This is a genomic window from Micromonospora sp. NPDC023633 (genome assembly GCF_040640035.1).
In the GTDB taxonomy this organism is placed as follows: Bacteria; Actinomycetota; Actinomycetes; order Mycobacteriales; family Micromonosporaceae; genus Micromonospora.
In genome coordinates this window covers 1-19,171 of the sequence record NZ_JBFABB010000022.1, presented here as the reverse complement: position 1 = coordinate 19,171, position 19,171 = coordinate 1, and the positions used below count along the sequence as shown (strand labels likewise).

At 69.3% G+C, this 19,171-nt stretch carries 16 protein-coding genes; 6 read left to right on the top strand and 10 right to left on the bottom strand.

Going from position 1 to position 19,171, the window contains the following annotated elements; genetic code table 11:
- Nucleotides 1-5 precede the first annotated feature (5 nt).
- From AB0G13_RS09640 to AB0G13_RS09620, 5 genes are read right to left on the bottom strand one after another with little or no spacing between them, the layout of a single operon-like run.
- Complete coding sequence (locus tag AB0G13_RS09640) at nt 6-905, bottom strand: ATP-binding cassette domain-containing protein (RefSeq protein ID WP_357871419.1); 900 nt, start codon at nt 903-905, stop codon at nt 6-8.
- The gene (locus AB0G13_RS09635; protein WP_357871416.1) at nt 902-2,605 is read right to left on the bottom strand and encodes a dipeptide/oligopeptide/nickel ABC transporter permease/ATP-binding protein; all 1,704 of its coding nucleotides are present in this window, start codon (nt 2,603-2,605) and stop codon (nt 902-904) included. Before AB0G13_RS09635 ends, AB0G13_RS09640 begins: the two co-directional genes overlap by 4 nt.
- Before the next feature lie 40 nt (nt 2,606-2,645).
- A complete protein-coding gene (locus AB0G13_RS09630) occupies nt 2,646-3,632 on the bottom strand; it encodes an ABC transporter permease (RefSeq protein WP_357871414.1) in 987 nt (328 codons plus the stop codon).
- Nucleotides 3,633-3,683: 51 nt separating this feature from the next.
- Nucleotides 3,684-5,168, bottom strand: a complete 1,485-nt coding sequence (locus tag AB0G13_RS09625; RefSeq protein ID WP_357871411.1) for an ABC transporter substrate-binding protein — start codon at nt 5,166-5,168, stop codon at nt 3,684-3,686.
- 27 nt (nt 5,169-5,195) lie between these two features.
- Nucleotides 5,196-6,872, bottom strand: a complete 1,677-nt coding sequence (locus AB0G13_RS09620; RefSeq protein ID WP_357871408.1) for an ABC transporter family substrate-binding protein — start codon at nt 6,870-6,872, stop codon at nt 5,196-5,198.
- Nucleotides 6,873-7,247: 375 nt separating this feature from the next.
- On the opposite strand from AB0G13_RS09620, the gene AB0G13_RS09615 reads away from it, so the two are divergent.
- Nucleotides 7,248-8,639 carry a PLP-dependent aminotransferase family protein gene (locus AB0G13_RS09615; RefSeq protein ID WP_357871404.1) on the top strand — a complete coding sequence of 464 codons (1,392 nt, stop codon included), beginning with the start codon at nt 7,248-7,250 and terminating at the stop codon, nt 8,637-8,639.
- Between the two features lie 91 nt (nt 8,640-8,730).
- On the opposite strand, the gene AB0G13_RS09610 is transcribed toward AB0G13_RS09615, so the two are convergent.
- Entirely contained in the window at nt 8,731-8,973 is a 243-nt protein-coding gene (locus AB0G13_RS09610; RefSeq protein WP_357871401.1) for a DUF5522 domain-containing protein, read from the bottom strand.
- A gap of 209 nt (nt 8,974-9,182) precedes the next feature.
- Between AB0G13_RS09610 and AB0G13_RS09605 the strand changes: the two genes are divergently transcribed.
- On the top strand, nt 9,183-10,454 hold the full coding sequence (locus tag AB0G13_RS09605) for an MFS transporter (RefSeq protein WP_357871398.1): 1,272 nt from the start codon (nt 9,183-9,185) through the stop codon (nt 10,452-10,454).
- Nucleotides 10,455-10,804: 350 nt separating this feature from the next.
- Nucleotides 10,805-11,122, top strand: a complete 318-nt coding sequence (locus tag AB0G13_RS09600; RefSeq protein WP_357871395.1) for a TraR/DksA C4-type zinc finger protein — start codon at nt 10,805-10,807, stop codon at nt 11,120-11,122.
- Nucleotides 11,123-11,169: 47 nt separating this feature from the next.
- Here AB0G13_RS09600 and AB0G13_RS09595 read toward each other — a convergent pair whose 3' ends face one another.
- Both AB0G13_RS09595 and AB0G13_RS09590 read right to left on the bottom strand, forming a co-directional pair.
- Nucleotides 11,170-12,105, bottom strand: coding sequence for a DUF2332 domain-containing protein (locus AB0G13_RS09595; RefSeq protein ID WP_357871533.1), 936 nt, complete (start codon nt 12,103-12,105; stop codon nt 11,170-11,172).
- 435 nt (nt 12,106-12,540) lie between these two features.
- Complete coding sequence (locus AB0G13_RS09590) at nt 12,541-13,416, bottom strand: barstar family protein (protein WP_357871392.1); 876 nt, start codon at nt 13,414-13,416, stop codon at nt 12,541-12,543.
- Nucleotides 13,417-13,486: 70 nt separating this feature from the next.
- On the opposite strand from AB0G13_RS09590, the gene AB0G13_RS09585 reads away from it, so the two are divergent.
- Nucleotides 13,487-13,684 carry a hypothetical protein gene (locus tag AB0G13_RS09585; protein ID WP_357871389.1) on the top strand — a complete coding sequence of 66 codons (198 nt, stop codon included), beginning with the start codon at nt 13,487-13,489 and terminating at the stop codon, nt 13,682-13,684.
- Between the two features lie 240 nt (nt 13,685-13,924).
- On the opposite strand, the gene AB0G13_RS09580 is transcribed toward AB0G13_RS09585, so the two are convergent.
- Together AB0G13_RS09580 and nrdR are read right to left on the bottom strand one after the other, a co-directional pair.
- Nucleotides 13,925-16,798, bottom strand: a complete 2,874-nt coding sequence (locus AB0G13_RS09580) for a vitamin B12-dependent ribonucleotide reductase (RefSeq protein ID WP_357871386.1) — start codon at nt 16,796-16,798, stop codon at nt 13,925-13,927.
- Between the two features lie 68 nt (nt 16,799-16,866).
- Complete coding sequence (gene nrdR / locus AB0G13_RS09575; RefSeq protein WP_121395973.1) at nt 16,867-17,367, bottom strand: transcriptional regulator NrdR; 501 nt, start codon at nt 17,365-17,367, stop codon at nt 16,867-16,869.
- Nucleotides 17,368-17,934: 567 nt separating this feature from the next.
- Here nrdR and lexA point away from each other — a divergent pair.
- The gene (gene lexA, locus AB0G13_RS09570) at nt 17,935-18,717 is read left to right on the top strand and encodes a transcriptional repressor LexA (RefSeq protein WP_132232962.1); all 783 of its coding nucleotides are present in this window, start codon (nt 17,935-17,937) and stop codon (nt 18,715-18,717) included.
- 71 nt (nt 18,718-18,788) lie between these two features.
- Nucleotides 18,789-19,171: hypothetical protein (locus AB0G13_RS09565; RefSeq protein ID WP_357871381.1), on the top strand; the 383-nt coding region annotated here is incomplete at its 3' end.

Here is a 19,171-nt window from a genome sequence, read left to right as displayed (position 1 = left end):
GACGGCTACAGGGCGTCACCGTGCGGGCACGGCGGCAGGCCGTCGGTTTCCGTCGGCCACCGGCGTTGCAGCATTCGCGGCTTGGCCCGCTCGATTCGCGGGTCCGGCACCGGCACCGCCGCCAGGAGTTCCCTGGTGTACGGGTGCGCCGGCTCGCCGATCACCTGTCCGGTCGGGCCGAGTTCGACGAGCTGACCGCCGTACATCACCCCCACCCGGTGGGAGATGTCGGCAACCACGGCAAGGTCGTGGGCCACGAACAGGTAGGAGACCTGCCGTTCCCGCTGCAACTCCTTGAGCAGGCTCAACACCTCCGCCTGGACCGACACGTCCAACGCGGACACCGGCTCGTCGAGCACGATCAGCTTCGGGTTCAGGGCCAGTGCGCGGGCGATGGCGATGCGCTGGCGCTGGCCGCCGGAGAACTCGTGTGGGAACTTCCGCAGGCTGGCGGCGGGCAGGCGTACCTGGTCGAGGAGCGTCCGGGCCCGCGCGCCGTCCACCGGCAGCCGGTGGATCCGCATCGGCTCCGCGAGCAGGTCCGCCACCGTCATCCGAGGATCCAACGAGGTGTACGGGTCCTGGAACACCACCGAGATCTCCTGCTGCAACGCGCGGGCGGTGGCGCCCTTGCGCTGGGAGACATCCTGGCCCAGGAACAGCACCTGACCCGAGGTCGGCTGCTGCAACCCGAGGATGGTCCGCAACAGCGTGGTCTTACCCGAACCCGATTCCCCGACGATGCCGAGCGTCTCCGCCGGGCCGACCGAGAACGAGGCGGAGCAGAGGGCGTGCACGATGGCCTGCCCGCGTCGTCGGGCCGCCCGGGGAGCCCGGAAGTGCTTCACCAGGTCCGTGACCCGCAACAGTTCGGCGGACCCGCCGATGGGCGTCTGCGTGCTCATTGCCCCTCCCCCGCCTGACTGGTGATCCGGGGTGCCAACGACAGCAGCTTCCTGGTGTAGTCCGACTCCGGGTTGTCGAAGATGGCGAAGACGTCCCGCTGCTCGACGATCTCGCCCTGGTACATCACGGCGACGCGGTCCGCGATGCCGGCGACGAGGGCCAGGTCGTGGGTGATGAAGAGCATCGCCGCACCGGTGCGTTCCCGCGCCAGCGCCAACGTCGCCATCACCTGGGCCTGCACGGTGACGTCCAGGGCGGTGGTCGGCTCATCGGCGATGATGAGATCCGGATCGTGCACCATGGCCAACGCGATCGCGATCCGTTGGCGCATGCCGCCGGAAAGCTGGTGCGGATACTGGTCGAGCCGAGCCTCCGCGTCCTTGATCGCCACGCTCTCCATCAGCTCGATCGCGCGCCGTCGTGCCTCGGCCCGTTTGACCGTGCCAGCCAGTGCCATCGAGTCCGCGAACTGGGCACTGATGGTGAGCACCGGGTTGAGGGTGGTCGACGGGTCCTGGAGGATCATCGCGATCCGCCGACCCCGGTATTCGCGCCACTGCGCGAAGCTCAGGCCGCTCAGCTCGGCGCCGTCGAAGTTGATCGCCCCGCTGCCCACCGCGTTGCTGGGCAGCAGCCCCACCAGGGACAGCGCGGTGAGGGACTTTCCGGACCCGGACTCACCGACGAGGGCCACCACCTCGCCCGGCCTGACCTCCAGGTCGACGGCGTCCACCGCGATGTGTTCACCGAACCGTACGGAGAGGTCCGACACCTTGAGCAGCGGCTTCTGCGATGGTGCCGAATCGGCGGACACCGGATGCGGCTTGCGCCTGCGCAGCCGGCGAGGTGTCGCCAGCGGGTTGGTGGGCGAGGACTTCGGGTTGAAGGCGTCCCGCAACCCCTCGCCGACGTAGTTGACCGCCAGCACGATCGTGATGATCAGCAGACCCGGGAAGTAGAACAGCCACGGGCGGGTCAGCACCGCCGACTGTGCGTTGGCGACCAGCAGACCCAGGGAGGTGTCCGGGGGCTGCACACCGAATCCGAGGAAGGACAGGCTGCTCTCGGCGAGGATGGCCACACCGAACATGAGCGTTCCCGACACCACGATGTGGTCTGACGCGTTGGGCACCAGGTGCCGGAACATGATGCGGATCGGACTCGCCCCCATCACCCGGGCCGCGTCGATGAAGGCCAACTCGCGCATTCCGAGCACGACACCTCGGACGAGGCGGGCGACCGACGTCCACATCAGCGCGCCGAGGACCATGGCCAGGCCGAGCCAGGAGACTCCCTTACCCGCGACGAGCGAGCCCAGGAACGCGGCGAGCGCGATGGTGGGCAGGGTGAGCACGAGGTCGACCGTGCGCATCACGGCCGCGTCGACGAACCGTCCGAAGTAGCCGGCCGCGACACCCATGACGACGCCGATGACACAGGCGATGATCGTGACCGAGCCGGCGATGAGCAGCGACTGCTGCATGCCGCGCAGCACCAGCGCGAACAGGTCACGGCCCAGGGTGTCCGTGCCCATCGGGTGTCGCAGGGACGGGGACTGCGACAGTTCGGGGGTGATGTCGGTGTGGTCGTAGGGCCACAGCGGCGGCACGATGATCGCCACGAGGATGACGATGAGCAGGACAGCGAGTGCACCCATGCCCACCTTGTGCCGGACGAACCGTCGGAAGGTGACGGCCATCTTCGACGTCCCGGCCGTTGGCGCGAGATCGTTGGCCAGCTCAGGACTTTGCATAGCGCACCCGAGGATCCACAAGGCCGTACAGGATGTCGGCGATCAGGTTGAATACGACCACTGCGGTGGCGGCGATGAGCAACCACGCGAGTACGGCGTTGGTGTCGCGGATCGCGATCGACTCCAGCAGGAATCCGCCCATTCCGCGCCACTGGAAGACCGTCTCGGTGATCACCGCGCCGGAGAAGACGACCGGAAGGTCCAACGCGACGATGGTCACGATCGGGATGAGCGCGGGACGGACCACGTACGACCTGACGATCCGGCCCCGGCTGAGGCCCTTGAGCACGGCGAACCGGACGTGGTCACCGGCCAGCCCCTCGGCGACCGCCGCACGTTGGTAGCGGCTCCAGGTCGCGAAGTGGACCAGGGCCAGCACCAGCGTCGGTAGGATGAGGTGCCCGGCGATGTCCGCGATCCGGGCGCCTATCGCCTCCGGTTGTGGCACGGAGACCGCCCCCACCGTGTAGAAGAGCTGATAGCCGGTCGCGTCGTTCAGCCCGATCGCCCACTGCTTGAACAGCACGGCCAGCCAGAACGACGGCAGCGCGAGGAGCACGAACGCGGTGGGAGTCATGATCAGGTCCGGCCATCGGCGCTGGTGCAGTGCCGAGACCGTGCCGGCGATCAGGGAGAGGACGAGTGCGAGCACGATGGCCAGCACCACGAGACGCAGCGTGACGCCGACCCGGGTGCCCAACTCGGCCCCGATGTCCCGGGTCGCGATGGTCGACGGGCCGAAGTCACCGGTGAGCACCCCGCCGAGCCAGTTCAGGTAGCGCACGGGGAGGGGGTTGTTCAGCCCCAGACGCTCTTCCTCAGCGATGATCACCGACTCCGGGACCGGCGGCTGCCGGTCCCGGAGCTCAGCCAACGGATCTCCCGAGACCGAGATCACAGTGAAGATCACGACGGAGGCGAGCAGCAACACCAGGACGGCACTGGCGAGCCGTCTAAGGATCAGCCGAAGCATGGCTTCGCTCCTCCTTCCCTCGGGAAGATCTGCATGTTGGGTACCGGGTCCCTAGACGGCGCGGATTCTGCCCCAGTGCCACCACGGCACCGAGTAGCCAACCTGGTCGGACCAGCCGAAGAAGTCCCGGCTCCGGGCGAAGTAGGTGCCGTACCAGAACAGCGGCACCCATTCGGTGTCCCGGGCCCAGATCTCCTGAAGCCGGCGGTAGTGCTCACCACGCTCGGCGAGCGTGCCCGCGGTGCGCGCGGCCAGGTAGGCGGCGTCCACGTCGGGGTTACGGTGCTGGGCCATGTTGTTCTCGCCCCCGGTGGAGTACTTCGGGGCGGTGATCTCCGGGTCCGGTGCCATCGAGCCACCGACGATGATCAGGTCGAAGTCGTGCTCGCGGCCGACTCGACGGGCCCAGTCCACCGACGACAGGCCCTCGAAGTTCACCTCGAAGCCGATCGCGCCCAACTGGCGTTTGATCAGCTCGGCCAGCGGCTTGTGGCCGTGGAAGCTGTCCATGTAGAACAGCGACAACCGGGCCCGTACGCCGGAGGCGTCGGCCTTCATGCCCGCCTCGTCCAGCAGCGCCCGCGCGCGATCCGCGTCATGGGCCGGCGCCTTGGCGTCCGGGTTGAACGACCACTCCACCGAACCGAGCAGGTAGTGGTCCCAGGCCTGGGACACCCCGGGGTCGCCGAGTTCGGCGATCTCCGCCCGGTTCACCGCGTGGGCGACCGCTTCCCGGACCCTCTTGTCCTGCCAGATCTCGCGGCCGTGGTTGAAGTCCAGCAGCGCCATGCCCGGCCCCGGGTCCTTCAGCAGCTCGATGTTGGCCGTGGCCCCGTCGAGCAGGTGCAGCCGGTCCTTGGTCAGGGTGTCCTGCGGGAAGTAGTGCGCCTCACCCCGGGCAACCATCCGGACGCACTCGTCGCGGTCCTTGACGATCTTCAGGATCAGCCGGTCGATCTCCGGCTGCGGACCCCAGTGGTTCTTGACCGCTTCCATGATGACGTGCTCGCCCGGAATCCACTCCGCCAGCCGGAACGGACCGGAGCCCACCGGCTTGAGGTTGTGCGGGTTCGTGGCCCAGTCGGTTCCCTCGTACAGGTGCCGGGGCAGGATGTGGGTGAAGATGAAGTTGCCCAGCAGGACGAGGAATCCGGCGTTGGCGGTGTGCAGGTGGTAGTCGACGGTGTGGTCGTTGACCGCCACGATCGTCTCGACGTCCTTCATGAACCGCCCGCCGGTGTAGCCCATCTCCTTGGCGTGGAGGTGGGTGTACACGACGTCGTGCGCGGTCAGCGGCGTGCCGTCCTGCCACCGGGCGGCCTTGTTGAGGTGGAAGCGCCACCGGCGCGACCCGTCCAACTGCTCCCAGTGCGTCGCCAAATCGGGAAACGGGTTGATGTCATACCACTCGTTGAGCACAACCCGGTTGTAGATGTTGTTGCAGGCGATGTAGCCGGCACTTGCGGTGGTGTTTCGGTAGACGTCGTTGAACTCAATCGCGTCGTGTGGGGTCGCCACCACAAAGTCGATCGTCATCCGGTTCCTCTCTCGCGGAGCGGAGAACTACTTACGTAGTCCCCACTGCTCGATATTCATCGTGGTTCCGTACTTGCTGGGATTGATGAAGATGTTGCCGAATTTGCTGGGGTACGCGGCCATCTGCGGGTTGGCGAACAGCGGCAGCACCACACCGTCGGACAGGAGCTTCCGGTCGATCTCATTCATCAGATCGATCTGCTTCTGCGGGTCCAGCTCCGTCGCGGCTGCCGCGAAGAGTCGATCCGCCTCCGGCGACGAGTAGCCGAACGAGCGGGCGGCCTTGGTGCCGTACCACTGCTGGAGGGAGAGCGAGCCCAGGTCGAGGGCGGTGCCGGTGGCCATGATGTCGAAGCTGCCCGTCCGCAGTGCGGGAGAGTAGCGGGCGCCGTCGGCGGCGTCGATGGTCACGGTGATGCCCAACGGCTTGAGCTGCGACTGGGTGATCTGCGCGAGTTCCATGCGAAGGACATCGGTGGACAGGGTCAGCATCTTCAGGTCACGCAGCGGCTTCCCGTCCGGGAGGATCAGCTTGCCGTCGGTGATCTTGTATCCGGCCTTTTCGAGGATGTCGAGAGCAGCCTTGGTGTCGCCCTTACCGATGTTGAGCTCATCGGTGTTGTCGCGGTAGGCGGGGATGCCACCCACCTTCTGTCCGGGCACGTACACACTGCTCTTCGAGCTCGGCTGATCCGGGGCGAACTGGCCCACGGTGCGCTTACGCATGTCCTCCAGGTTGAGCCCGGTGGAGATCGCCTTGCGTAGCGCCGGGTCGCTCATCACGTCGCCGGTGGTCTTCATGCCGAGGTGGAAGTAGGTGAGCGTCGAGCCGAGCAGGACGGTCATGTTGTTCATGGCCTTCACCTGGTTGACGGTGTCGACCGTGGGGTTCTGGTAGGCGAGGTCGATCTCACCGTTCTGCAGGGCGGTGATCTGTGCGCCCTGACCGGCGATGTAGCGGGTGTTGATGGTGTCCAGGTGCGCCGGGTCGCCGTACCACTTGGGGTTCTTGACCATCGTCATCGAGACGCCGTCCTGGTACTCCTTCACCAGGTACGGGCCGCCCGAGAACTTCGGCACGTTCTTGCCGAAACCGTCGTTGAACGAGGTCGCCAGGTCCCCGTACGACGTGGCCACGTGCGCCGGCAGGATGTAGTTGAACAGCGCCTGCCACTGGGCGAACGGCTGCGAGTAGGTCATCGTCACCGTCTTGCCGTCCGCGCTGGTGTCGACGGACGTGATCAGCGAGTAGCCCTCGGTGAAGGCGGCCTTGCACTCGGCGCACTTCTTCGGGTCCTGCACGGCCTGCGTGTACTCGAAGTCCTTGCCGGTGATGGGTGTGTCATCGGACCAGACGGCCTTCGGTTGGATCTTGTATTCGACCTTCATCGGGTCGGTGCTGACCACCTGGGCCGACTCCAGGAGTGCCTTGTTGAGCACCACGCTGGTGTCCGGGTTGGTCAGGAACGGGTGCGGATAGAGCGGCCACTGCTGCTGGCGCTGGCCGGTGGTGTCACCGGCGGCGGACAGCGGGTTCCAGTCCACCGGAGCACTGGCGGCGGCGATGGTCAGCGTCCCACCGTCCGTCACCTCGGTTGACGAGGTCGGAGCGTTCGGCTTGTCATCGGCGATCTTCGTGCAGCCGGCCATCCCGGCGAGCGCGGCAAGCGCGACAACGGCCACGAGGCGTCGAGGGGTTTTCACTGGCACACGTCCTCTGAGCTGAATGAGTGGTATGCGGCTTTCGCTGAGTGCGGCGGCGCAACTCAGGCGGCGGCTGCCAGGGTGGCTGGACTCCGCAGCTAGAACCCCGAAGTGCGAGGTCAACGCCCATGAAGCTAAGTTCGAGTTATGTTCCGGTCAACAGAAAAATGTCTATGGACATATTAACCGGTGGGTTGCTTGACCAGCCGCGACGTATTCCTCGGCCGGCTCCGACCTCCCCTGCCGCCGGAAGGGCCCACAGCAGGCGAGTGCTCCGCCCCGGTTCGACCCCCACCTGAGGCACTACAGTCAGCGCCGGCATGCCTTTTCGCCCGAATCACTTTTGACGCATACCACCACCAGAGGACACAAACCGTGACACCACCGGCGCCGCTGGACAGCGAGGAGTGCCTGCGGCTCATTCAGTCGCAGCTCACGCTGCGTACGACCAACGCGCTGGCTCGCGCGATCATCGACATGATCGCCTCGGGCGAGCTGCCGGCACAGTCCCAGCTGCCCACAGTGCGGGATCTGGCGGCTCAGTTGGGGATGAGCCGATCGGCCGTGGCGCAGGCATGGAAGACCCTCAGCTCGCGGTATGTGATCGAGACCCGGCGTCGGGGTGGCACCTTTGTCCTGGGGCCACCGCAACCCCCGCGGGCCCGACGGTTCGACAGCATGGTCCGCACCTCGTCAACGATGCCGATCGACCTGGGAAACCTGCGCAGCGACGACCTGACGCCGCCGGATCTGGCTCCGGCTCTTGAGTACGCGCTCCGCAGCCGCACCCTGCACAACACCTTTGCCGATCCCATCACGCCTGAGCTGGCGGCATCCGTCCGGCCGTACTGGCCGTCCGAGACCAATCAATTTCTTGCCACTCACGGCCTCGTTGACGCCCTCGAACTGGCGCTCACCTCGGTGGCTCGCCCCGGTGACCGGGTAATCATCGAGTCGCCCAGCCAGGCGCGGGTGCTCGACATCCTGGAGTCCATCGGCGCCACCGCCGTCCCTGTCCAGTACCGGCCGGACGGCCCCGACCTGGACCAGTTGCGGGTGGCGCTGATCAGCAAGCCGGTCGCGATGATCTACCAGCCGAATGGGAGCGCCCCGTCGGGCCGGACCGTGGACGACAACTGGATCGAGGCCGCTGCGGCGTTGCTCCGCGACGAGTCATTCCCGATCTTTGAGCTGTCACTGACTCCGCTGATGCGGCCTCGACAGCGATCCCTGGCGAACCACCTGCCGAGCCGGGTCGTCCACATGCAGAGTTACAACTTCTTCTTTGGCGCCGACCTGCGCGTCGCCGTGGTCGGCGGCGGCCCGGAATACATCGAAATGATGTGGATGCGGCTCACCTACTCATCTCGATGGGTCAGTCGAATTCTCCAACTCGCGTTGGCATTCCAATTGACGGACGCCAGAGCGAAACGCCACACGAGTGAATTCGTCATCGAGTGCAGACGGCGACATGCCGCATTCAGCCAGGCCCTCGCCAGCTACGGGTTCGACCTTGAAACGACTGACGGACCGCACATCTGGCTGCCCGTTCCCGACGAGCACTCGGTCTGTACACGACTCAGCCGGCACGGAATCGTCGTACACCCCGGCAGCTTCTTCGAAGCGGAACCGGCTCTGCAGCAGCACGTGCACGTCAACGGCACCGCACTGGGCAGTGGCATGGACACCACGGCCCAATCGATCGCCGAGGCGTGTCAGATACCCGCGAAGGTTGGCGAGATCTCCTCAGTCTCGATCCACCAGTGATGCCGGATTGGCGGCAGAACGACCGGGGGTGCGTCAAATGCCCGCAGCTGGTATTCGGTAACTCCGAACCGGGGCTTGCCGTTCTGCCGTGTCAGTCGTCGACGTACGGGCAGTGCCGGCAGCCGCGACCACAGCAGGTGCCGCGCCGGGCCAGGAAACCCGCGCTGAGCACGAAGAGGCCACTGGTCGGGTCAAGGTAGCCGGCCTCACCGGCGGTCAGGGCTGCGGCGTGCGCGGCCAGGATCCGCTCCCGGTCCGGGTGCTCCGGCGGCAGCCGGGACGGGTGAGGCTCGGTCGGCGGCCGGTCCGCCAGCGGTCGTCGCTCTCCGGTCACCGGCGCAGTCTAGAGACGCGTCCGTCGTGTCCCGCCCGGAGCCGCGCCGGCCTGCCTGCGGTTAGCTATAACCAGTGGCGTCGATCCGGGCGGGGCCGGCAGGCTGACCCGATGGACCATGGACGGGCCGGGCGCCCGCGACGCGCGTGGGCCCTCCGGGTGTCGGAGACCTCCGCACGGCGTTCGCCGGGGCGGGCCGGGGACCCGACGTGACGCAGCAGGCGGCCGGGCCCGCCGGAGGTGTTGCGCCGAAACGGCCCTCGCTGCTGCGCAGCCGCAACTTCGGGCTGCTCCTGGCCGGGCAGACGGTCAGCGAGCTGGGCACCCGGGTCTCCAACGTGGCGGTGCCGCTGCTCGCCGTCGGCACGCTCGACGCCAGCGTCTTCCAGGTCGCGCTGCTGACCGCGCTCGCCTGGCTGCCGTACCTGATCTTCTCCCTGCCCGCCGGGATCCTCGCCGACCGGGTCGACCAGCGGCGGCTGATGGTCGCCTGCGACCTGGGCCGGGCGGCGCTGCTGCTGTCGGTGCCGGTGGTCGCCCTGGCCGGCCGGCTCACCCTCGGCTTCCTGTACGCGGTGGTCGGGCTCTCCGGCGTGCTCACCGTCCTGTTCACCGTGGCCCACAAGAGCATGATGCCGAGGCTGGTGCCGCCGGACCGGCTCGTGGACGCCAACGCGAAGCTCACCGTCAGCCAGGACTCCGCCGAGCTCGTCGGCCCGACGATCGGCGGCGTGCTGGTCGGGCTCGTCGGCGCCGCGCGGACGTTCGTCGTCACCGGCCTCGCCTTCGCCGTGAGCGGGTTGACCCTGCTGCTGATCCGGGAGGCGCCGGCCGAGCCCGCGCCCCGCCGCGACCGGGTGCCGCTGCGGGTGGAGATGACCGAGGGGCTGGGCTTCATCCGGCGCCAGCCGATCCTGCGCCGCATCCTCGCCTGCACCACCACCTCGAACTTCTTCGTCATGGCGTCCGGCTCCATCGAGGTGGTCTTCCTCCTCGAGGAGCTGCACGCCACGCCGGCGCTGGTCGGGCTGGTCTTCTCGGTGAGCGCCGTGGGCGGCCTCGTGGTCGGCGCGTTCGCCGACCGGTTGACCGCGTGGCTCGGCTCGGCCCGGGTGATCTGGGTGGCGATGGCCGCCCCGGGCCCGCTCTACCTGCTCATGCCCCTGGCGCGCCCCGGCTGGGGGGTGCTGCTCTACGGCGTCGGCCTGGCCGCGTTCTCCGCCAACGTGGTGCTCTACAACGTGGCCACCCTGACGTACCGGCAGCGGATCACGCCGCCCGCCCTGCTGGGCCGGGTGAACGCGGCGTTCCTCTGGGTCTGCTTCGGGGTGATCCCGCTCGGCGCGCTCACCGGCGGCACGCTCGCCAGCCAGCTCGGGCTGCGGCCGGCGCTGTGGATCTGCGTGCTCGGCACCTGGAGCGCCGCGCTCTTCGTCGTCTTCTCCCCGCTGCGGCGGATGCGGGACATGCCGGCGGCCTGACCGGGTGACTCCGGGCACGGGCCCGGCCCTCTTGCGCACGGAAGCACGTTGGCTTTCCGATCCGCCCGGCCTATGGTGGCTGCATGTGTTCGACCGGTCAGCAGAGCAGCACCGCCGTCATGGTGACGGTGGCGTCCGCTGCTGCCTGCCGGTGTGCCCTGCGGGTGACCGTGGCGACCCGGGTGGTGCGATCCGCGGTCGCGCCGTCGTGCGCCGGCTCGGTCGCCTCCCGACTGCCGAGCCCCGCCGGACGTAGCCCTCCGTGGACCGGTTGCAACTCTTGCGAACGGCCACCAGGGCGAAGCTATCCAGCTTCGGCCCTTTTTCTTTTTCCCCAGAGGAGCTACGCCATGACCACGCCCACCCAGTCCAACGAGCAGAAGTGGCTCGACGACCTGCGGACGACCCTGACGAACGACTTCGAGGCGCAGACCGTCCGGCTGACCCAGCTCACGGCCGACACCGGCGACCCGGGCGAGGCGCACACCCAGGGCGCGCTGATCGCCGCCACCCGGCAGAGCATCGACCAGATCAGCGGGGCGCTGCGCCGCCTCGCCGAGGGCCGGTACGGCATCTGCGAGCGGTGCTCCGCCCCGATTCCCCGGGAGCGCCTGGAGGTGCTGCCCCACGCCCGCTTCTGCGTGCCCTGCCAGCAGAAGCAGCACTGACCGTACGCGGGCTGCCGTGTCCTCCTCCGGCGCGGCAGCCCGTCGGGTCAGCCGAACCAGCTCATCGCCTGGCCGTGCGGGCGGGTCCAGGCCAGGGGCCGCCCGTCCAGCGCGAGCACGTTGTGCAGCGCCTCGTCCGGCGGCTCCGGCAGCGCGTCGTGGGGCAGCACGTCCGGGGACTCGTTGGAGATCCAGTGGCCGGGCAGACGGCGTACCACGTCGGCGAACGCCTCCCGGCGCGGCGCCGGCACCTGGTAGAGCACGGAGGTGTGGAACACCACCAACGTCGCGCCGGCCGGCGCCCGCGCGGCCAGCGCGGGCAGGTCGTCCACCAGATCGCCGCGCGCGAGCAGCGGCGGGTCTGAGGCGGCGACGGCCACGGCGGCCCGCAGCCGCGCACGGCGGTGCGCGTGCTCCGGCCAGATGAGAGCGTCGAGCCAGGCGACGTCCGCCGGATCGGTCACCCGCAGCGGATTCAGATCGAGGCCGGCCCGCCACACCACCTCCGGTAGCCGCTTCGGCGGGACCAGGCCGGTGGCCGCGCATTCGAGGACCGGTTCGCCGGTGCCGAGCGTGTGGTCGCCGTAGCGGTAGGCGTACCGGTCGGGGTGGAGGCAGAGCCCGGCGGACGCGCCGACCTCCAGCAGCGCCAGCGGCTGCGGCAGCGCGGCGAGCACCGGCAGCAGCACGGCGCACCGCCCGGGCTCGTTCGTCTGGGTCGCGCGGGTGCGCAGTTCCGCCTCGATCGCCGGCCAGTTCGCCAGCGCGAAGTCGCGGAAGGCGTCCGGGTCGTCGACCGGCCCGCCGAGCAGCCGTACGACGCCGAACAGCAGGTTCGGCTGCCGCCTGGCCGGCGGGAGCGGGTCGAGCAGGGCGAGCAGCTCGTCGTCGCGGGAGACGGCGAGGGACAGGCGCTCGTACGCCGGCGACACGGCGCGCGCCTCACGGGCGCCGAACTCGGCGTACCTCTCGGCGGTCGTCATCCTTCGATGATCGCGGTCGACCGCACACGATGTCTCCCTCCCGCGACGCGGCTTCGTGCGCGCCGAGATCTCCTCCAGATGCTGGCGCTGGTGCTGCCGCACCATCTCGTCCCAGACCTTCTGGTCGTAGTCGGGGTCGGGCGGGATCCACTTGTGGAAGCCGTCGCTGTAGTGGAAGCGCTCGTCGCCGCGCCGGATGATGCTCACCGGACCCACCCCAGGAACCGCCGGTGCAACAGCCCGGCGGGCGTCCAGGTCAGATCCTCGGCCGCCCAGGCCAGGTAGGACCCCATGCACAACGACGTCGGCGCGTCCTCGAACCCGGTCCGTTGTTCCTCGCGTCGCGTCCCGCTTCGCCGAAAATGCGATTTGCCCCGTTGTACCCCGCCTACCGTCCCATTGCCTGGGAAGCAGATCTCCACCGACAAGCTTCAGTCAGCGCAGTTCGACCTCGATCCCGTCCTCGGCAAGCCACTGGAGAACCTGGTCCAACACGGTGGTCGGTGCCGCCTTGCCGTGGCCGGCGACAGTGGTCAAATGCGTGCGCGCAACCACGGCGTCATGCCAGACGAGGCGAAACGGCCAGGGGGCACCCCAGCCTCCTGCCACACAGTCGTGGAGCGCATCGCCGTTCCAGCCGAAGTAGCCGCCCGGACCGTTGACGGCCTCGCCCATGGCGCAGTAGAAGCCTTCGAGGTCGGTGATGTGGCGTCCGTCGAGGTGGTAGGTGGTCCCGACCGGCTTGTCGGGCTCATCGTGGCGGTGATGAGCCAGCGCCGCTCCGGACCATTGGTGCCTGAGTTCGCGGTCGAAGTCTGCCCACAGCCCGGGCTCCGCCGGGCGGCCGGCATGCCAGAGCTCCCAGATCCGCCGCGCACCGCCCGGCAGGGGATCAGCGACGGCGGCGTCGAGTGTGACGTCGAGCAGACCGTCAGCCAGCGCCGATGGGCGGACACCCGTCACCGACGCTCGCAGGTGGACACCGACCATGCGGGTCGCGACGCCGTCTTCGGCCACGCTGTGGAGCGAGGTGCTGATTCGGCGGCGGTGCGAAGCGCCACCGGGGTTGCCGGCGCCTCGGGCCAGCGCGTCCAGAGCACGGCGTAGTGGTGGCTGTGGCAGGCATCCGAGCAGCGTCGCCGCACGCGCCACAGGCGGCGTCTCGACGAACAGGCCCTCAACGTCGGCGCAGACGGCGACCGCGACGTCTGGTTCACCCACGGCGGTCTCGTCGACCAGCAACCACCGAAGCGGCACCGGCTTGTCCCAGCGCCATCGCAGGTCGGGCGAACTCACCCCGTCATCGGTCATGCGAATCCCTGGCCAGCATGAGCGAGGCCGAGCCGAGGTCCAGGGGATTGATGCCGGCGTCAAGGTGGATGTGAGCGCCCTCGGGCGCCCGTGGATCCGACAGCGCGAGGCACATGCGAGCGAGATCCCGAAGCCCAGCGGGATCACCGAAGACCTCGACCGCCCGTCGACGATCTCGACGGTGATCGAGCCGCCCTCGGCGGGCGCAACAACGCCGATTGCCGGATCGTACGGTGGGACCGAAAGTGAGATCTCGTTCATGCCGTGAGTGTGCCGCACGGCTATGTGCCGCCAAAAATCCCGAGTTCGGTACCGACGAGGAGGCTGACCGTGGGGGGGCGGGAGGGACAACGTCCATCGGCACGCCTTCCGGCTGCGCTCGTACGCCGACCGCGAGCTGCCTCCCACCCGGATTCGGGTGGGAGGCAGCTCGCGGTAGAGCCTTGGACGTCGACCGGCGGTTCCGCTCAGGGGCCCCTCACCGGAGACGTGCGAAGACTTCCCGGTGTCAGCTGCAGCCGCTGGTGGAGCCGCAGCCCTCGCAGACGTAGCAGCTGCCGGCCGGGCGCATCTTCGTACCGCAGGTGAAGCAGAGCGGCGCGTCGGCGGCCTTGCCGATCACGGCCTCCAGCAGCTCGGTGCTGGAACCCACGGACGGCGCCGGCTTGGCGGCGGCGACGTCGGCGGTCTCCTGCGCCGGCTGGGCGACCGGGCCGGTCTTCGGCTCGACCGGCGCTTCGACCGGGGCGGAGGCGGCCATCGCGGTGAGGTCCGCACCGCTCGCCTCCGCCTCCGCCTCGGCCCGGAGCTGGGCGGCCCGCTCACTGGCGGTGAAGATGCCCAGCTCCGCGCGGCGCTCGTACGGCAGGAAGTCCAGCGCCAGGCGACGGAAGATGTAGTCCATCACCGAGGCGGCCATCCGCACGTCCGGGTCGTCGGTCATGCCGGCCGGCTCGAAGCGCATGTTGGTGAACTTGCTGACGTACGTCTCCAGCGGGACGCCGTACTGGAGACCGATGGAGATGGCCACCGAGAAGGCGTCCATCACGCCGGCCAGGGTCGAGCCCTGCTTCGACATCTTGAGGAAGACCTCGCCGAGGCCGTCGTCCGGGTAGGACGAGGCGGTGAGGTAGCCCTCGGCGCCGCCGACGGAGAAGCTGACCGTCTCCGACGGGCGCTTCTTCGGCAGCCGCTTGCGCACCGGGCGGTACTCGACGACCTTCTCGACGACCTTCTCCACCTCGGCGGGGGCGGCCTCGGTGGCCTTGTTGGACTTCGCCACCGACAGCGGCTGGCCGACCTTGCAGTTGTCGCGGTAGATCGCCAGCGCCTTGAGGCCCAGCTTCCAGCCCTCGAAGTAGATCTTCTCGACGTCCTCGACGGTCGCCTGCTCCGGCATGTTGACCGTCTTGGAGATGGCGCCGGAGACGAACGGCTGGACGGCCGCCATCATCCGCACGTGACCCATCGGGGCGATGGACCGCTCGCCCATCGCGCAGTCGAAGACCGCGTAGTGCTCCGGCTTCAGGCCCGGGGCGTCGACCACGTGGCCGTGGTCGGCGATGTGCTCGACGATCGCCTCGACCTGCTCCTCGGGGTAGCCGAGGCTGCGCAGGGCGCGCGGCACGGTCTGATTGACGATCTGCATCGAGCCGCCGCCGACCAGCTTCTTGAACTTGACCAGGGCCAGGTCCGGCTCCACACCGGTCGTGTCGCAGTCCATCATGAAGCCGATGGTGCCGGTCGGCGCGAGGACGCTCGCCTGCGCGTTGCGCCAGCCGAACTTGTCACCGAGCTTGTTGCCCTGGGTCCACTGCTTCGTCGCCTCGCGGACGATCGCGGTGGCCACGGTGCCCGAGGGCTTGATCTCGTCGTTGGCGGCGGCGTGCTTGCGCATGACCCGCTTGTGCGGCTCGGCGTTGCGGGCGTAGCCGTCGTACGCGCCGACGACGCCGGCCAGCTCGGCCGAGCGGCGGTAGGCGGTGCCGGTCATCAGCGAGGTGATCGCCGCGGCGACCGAGCGACCCTGCTCCGAGTCGTAGGGCAGGCCGGAGGCCATCAGCAGGGCGCCGAGGTTGGCGTAGCCGATGCCCAGCTGCCGGTAGGCGCGGGACGTCTCACCGATCTTCTCGGTCGGGAAGTCGGCGAAGCAGATCGAGATGTCCATCGCGGTGATGACGAACTCGACGGAGCGGACGAACTTCTCCACCTCGAAGCCGCCGTCGGCGCGGAGGAACTTCATCAGGTTGAGCGAGGCGAGGTTGCACGAGGAGTTGTCCAGGTGCAAGTACTCCGAGCACGGGTTCGACGCGGTGATCCGCCCGGTCTCCGGGCAGGTGTGCCAGTCGTTGATGGTGTCGTCGTACTGCAGGCCGGGGTCGGCGCACTCCCAGGCGGCCTGGGAGATGGTGCGGAACAGGTTCTTGGCGTCGATGGTCTCGATCACCGCGCCGTCGAGCCGGCCGCGCAGGTCGAAGCCGCCGCCGTTCTCCACCGCCGTCATGAACTCGTCGGAGACCCGGACGGAGTTGTTGGCGTTCTGGTACTGCACGCTGACGATGTCGGCGCCGCCGAGGTCCATGTCGAACCCGGCGTCGCGCAGCGCGCGGATCTTGTCCTCCTCGCGCGCCTTGGTGACCACGAACTCCTGGATGTCCGGGTGGTCCACGTCGAGGATGACCATCTTGGCCGCGCGCCGGGTGGCGCCGCCGGACTTGATGGTGCCGGCGGAGGCGTCCGCGCCGCGCATGAAGCTGACCGGGCCGGAGGCGTTGCCGCCGGAGGAGAGCAGCTCGCGGGAGGAGCGGATCCGGGACAGGTTCACGCCGGAGCCGGAGCCGCCCTTGAAGATCAGCCCCTCCTCCTTGTACCAGTCCAGGATGGAGTCCATCGAGTCGTCGACGGCCAGGATGAAGCAGGCGCTGACCTGCTGGGGCGACGGCGTGCCGACGTTGAACCAGACCGGCGAGTTGAAGCTGAACACCTGGTGCAGCAGCATCCAGGTCAGCTCGTGGGCGAAGATCTCGGCGTCGGCCGGGCCGGCGAAGTAGCCGTACTCCTCACCTGCGGTGCGGTAGGTGGTGACCACCCGGTCGATCAGCTGCCGCAGCGACCACTCCCGCTCCGGGGTGCCCACGGCGCCCCGGAAGTACTTGGTGGTCACGATGTTCGCCGCGTTGACGCTCCACGACTCCGGGAACTCGACGCCGCGCTGCTCGAAGTTGACCGAGCCGTCCCGCCAGTTCGTCATGACGATGTCGCGGCGCTCCCAGGCGACCTCGTCGTAGGGGTGCACCCCCTCGTTCGTCCAGACCCGCTCGATCTTGAGTCCCGCGCCGGCCTTGTTCCGTGCCCTGCTGGTTGTCACACCGTCCCCCGACATCTCATCCGCCCCCTCGTCCGCACGGCCACCCGCCGCCCGATCCGACTGTCATCACCTTGAAGGAAAAATCAACTGGTACGGCCGGCGGCCTCGGCCGCGTCGGCCCCGGCGCCCTCCCGGGCGCGCGCGGCGGCCCGCAGCGTCTCGATCTCGCGCTCGAAGTCGGCGAGCGAGTCGAACGACCGGTAGACGCTGGCGAACCGCATGTAGGCCACCTCGTCCAGGTCCCGCAGCGGGCCCAGGATGGCCAGCCCCACCTCGTGGCTGGGGATCTCGGCGGCCCCCTTGGCCCGGACGGTCTCCTCGACCTTCTGCGCGAGCAGCGCGATCGAGTCGTCGTCCACGGGCCGGCCCTGGCACGCCTTGCGCACCCCGCCGATGATCTTGGTGCGGCTGAACGGCTCGGTGACCCCGCTGCGCTTGACGACCGCGAGGACCGCCTCCTCCACCGTGGTGAACCGCTTGCCGCACTCCGGGCAGGACCGCCGCCGCCGGATCAACTGGCCGTCGTCGGCCTCCCGCGAGTCGACGACCCGGGAGTCGGCGTGTCGGCAGTACGGACACCGCATCGCACCCGACCTCCTTCGTCGATCGCGGGCCCGCCGACCGCTTCCCGGGCACGCGTCAGCGCGACGGAGCCATCTGTCGATGGTCTTCGCCGTGTCGACGGTGCCGGAGTGCGGTCGGTAGTCGAACCCAACCTGTAGGCGACTTACGCCCGTGTGACTACTACATCTAGGGGTCGACCGTAGGCCGCTGCGGATCCGAGGTCAAGTTGGCCGGCGTGTCCGGCGCGTCACGCGACTCCGGGGTCGACCGGCACCGCCGCCCGCCGGAGGACCAACCGTCCGACGCCCCCGCGGGTTACCGGTCCGACCGGGGCGAAACGGCCGACGATCGGACGGAAGTCGAACACCCGTTCGACCCGACGTACCATTTATCAGAACACGAGTACGAGCGAGGCTGTTTTTCACCCCGACACGCCGAGCAAGGTCGTACAGATGTTTGAAAATGACCGATCTCACCTATACGGTCGTGAACAACCGGGCGCGGAATCCTCCGTTCCCCGGTCACCGCGCACCACCGCACGCACCACGAGCCGCCAAGGCACCCAGCGCCGACCAGGGAGGACGGACGTGACCGAGGATCGGGCCAGCCGGCCGAAGAGCCCGCAGCAGATCACCGAGGCGGGCCCGCCGGCCACCCGACGCCGGGGCGCCGCGCGCAGCCGGACCGGGCAGCCGGCCGTGCGCCCGGTCACCCCGGTGGTCAGCGCCTTCCCCGACCCCGCGACGGTGGATCTCACCGCCCGGCAGCGCCGCATCCTGGAGTTCATCCGCACCTGGGTCGAGCGGCACGGCTACCCGCCGAGCGTGCGGGAGATCGGCGAGGCCGTCGGCCTGGTCTCCCCGTCCAGCGTCGCCTACCAGCTCAAGGAGCTGGAGAAGAAGGGCTTCCTGCGCCGCGACCCCAACCGGCCGCGCGCCGTGGACGTCCGGGCACCCGCCGAGGTCGACGACGAGCTGGCCCGCTCGCAGCGCCCCGCCCCGGCCTACGTGCCGATGCTGGGCCGGATCGCGGCCGGTGGCCCGATCCTGGCCGAGCAGGCGGTGGAGGACATCTTCCCCCTGCCCCGCGAGCTGGTGGGTGAGGGCGAGGTCTTCATGCTCCAGGTCAAGGGCGACTCGATGCTCGACGCAGCGATCTGCGACGGCGACTGGGTCGTGGTCCGGCAGCAACCGACCGCCGAGGCCGGCGACATCGTCGCCGCAATGCTCGACGGCGAGGCGACCGTGAAGACCTACCGCCGCCGCGACGGGCACGTCTGGCTCATGCCGCAGAACCCGGCCTTCGACCCGATCCCCGGCGACGACGCCACGATCATGGGCCGGGTCGTGGCGGTGCTGCGCCGCATCTGATCCGCCACCGCGCCGGGGTGGCCGCCGTCGGCGGTCACCCGGGCACACTCCGCAGGAGCATCGACGGCCCGGTGCGGAGATCAGTAACGGTCACCCCGGTAGCCCCGGCCGCCACCGGGCACGTGACCGTAGCCGCGACCGTCCTCGGGGCCGTCGTCGCGCCGGCGCACCGGCCGCTGGCCCCGGGGGTCCGGTTCGTCGCCCCGACGCGGCGGCTCGGCCCGGCCACCGCCGTAGACGCCCCCGCCCGGCTGCCCCCCGCCGCCGTAGACGCCGCCCCCGGGGCGACCGCCACCCTGGCGGCCACCGCCGCCGCCACCGCCCTGACGCCCGCCGCCCTGGCGGCCACCGGGCGGCGGCCCACCCAGGCCGGGCGGCCCGTCGACGGGCGGGCGACCGCCGCCGTAGACGCCACCGCCGCCGGCAGCCGGACGGGCGCCGCCGTAGACGCCAC

What these genes read in the sequence shown, in the direction of transcription:
- AB0G13_RS09600 (WP_357871395.1), top strand. Translation starts at nt 10,805, where the DNA reads ATGACCACGCCCACCCAGTCCAACGAGCAGAAGTGGCTCGACGACCTG.
- AB0G13_RS09635 (WP_357871416.1), bottom strand. Translation starts at nt 2,605, where the DNA reads ATGGCCGTCACCTTCCGACGGTTCGTCCGGCACAAGGTGGGCATGGGT.
- AB0G13_RS09625 (WP_357871411.1), bottom strand. Translation starts at nt 5,168, where the DNA reads ATGACGATCGACTTTGTGGTGGCGACCCCACACGACGCGATTGAGTTC.
- AB0G13_RS09580 (WP_357871386.1), bottom strand. Translation starts at nt 16,798, where the DNA reads ATGTCGGGGGACGGTGTGACAACCAGCAGGGCACGGAACAAGGCCGGC.
- nrdR (WP_121395973.1), bottom strand. Translation starts at nt 17,367, where the DNA reads ATGCGGTGTCCGTACTGCCGACACGCCGACTCCCGGGTCGTCGACTCG.
- AB0G13_RS09630 (WP_357871414.1), bottom strand. Translation starts at nt 3,632, where the DNA reads ATGCTTCGGCTGATCCTTAGACGGCTCGCCAGTGCCGTCCTGGTGTTG.
- AB0G13_RS09595 (WP_357871533.1), bottom strand. Translation starts at nt 12,105, where the DNA reads ATGACGACCGCCGAGAGGTACGCCGAGTTCGGCGCCCGTGAGGCGCGC.
- AB0G13_RS09590 (WP_357871392.1), bottom strand. Translation starts at nt 13,416, where the DNA reads ATGACCGATGACGGGGTGAGTTCGCCCGACCTGCGATGGCGCTGGGAC.
- AB0G13_RS09640 (WP_357871419.1), bottom strand. Translation starts at nt 905, where the DNA reads ATGAGCACGCAGACGCCCATCGGCGGGTCCGCCGAACTGTTGCGGGTC.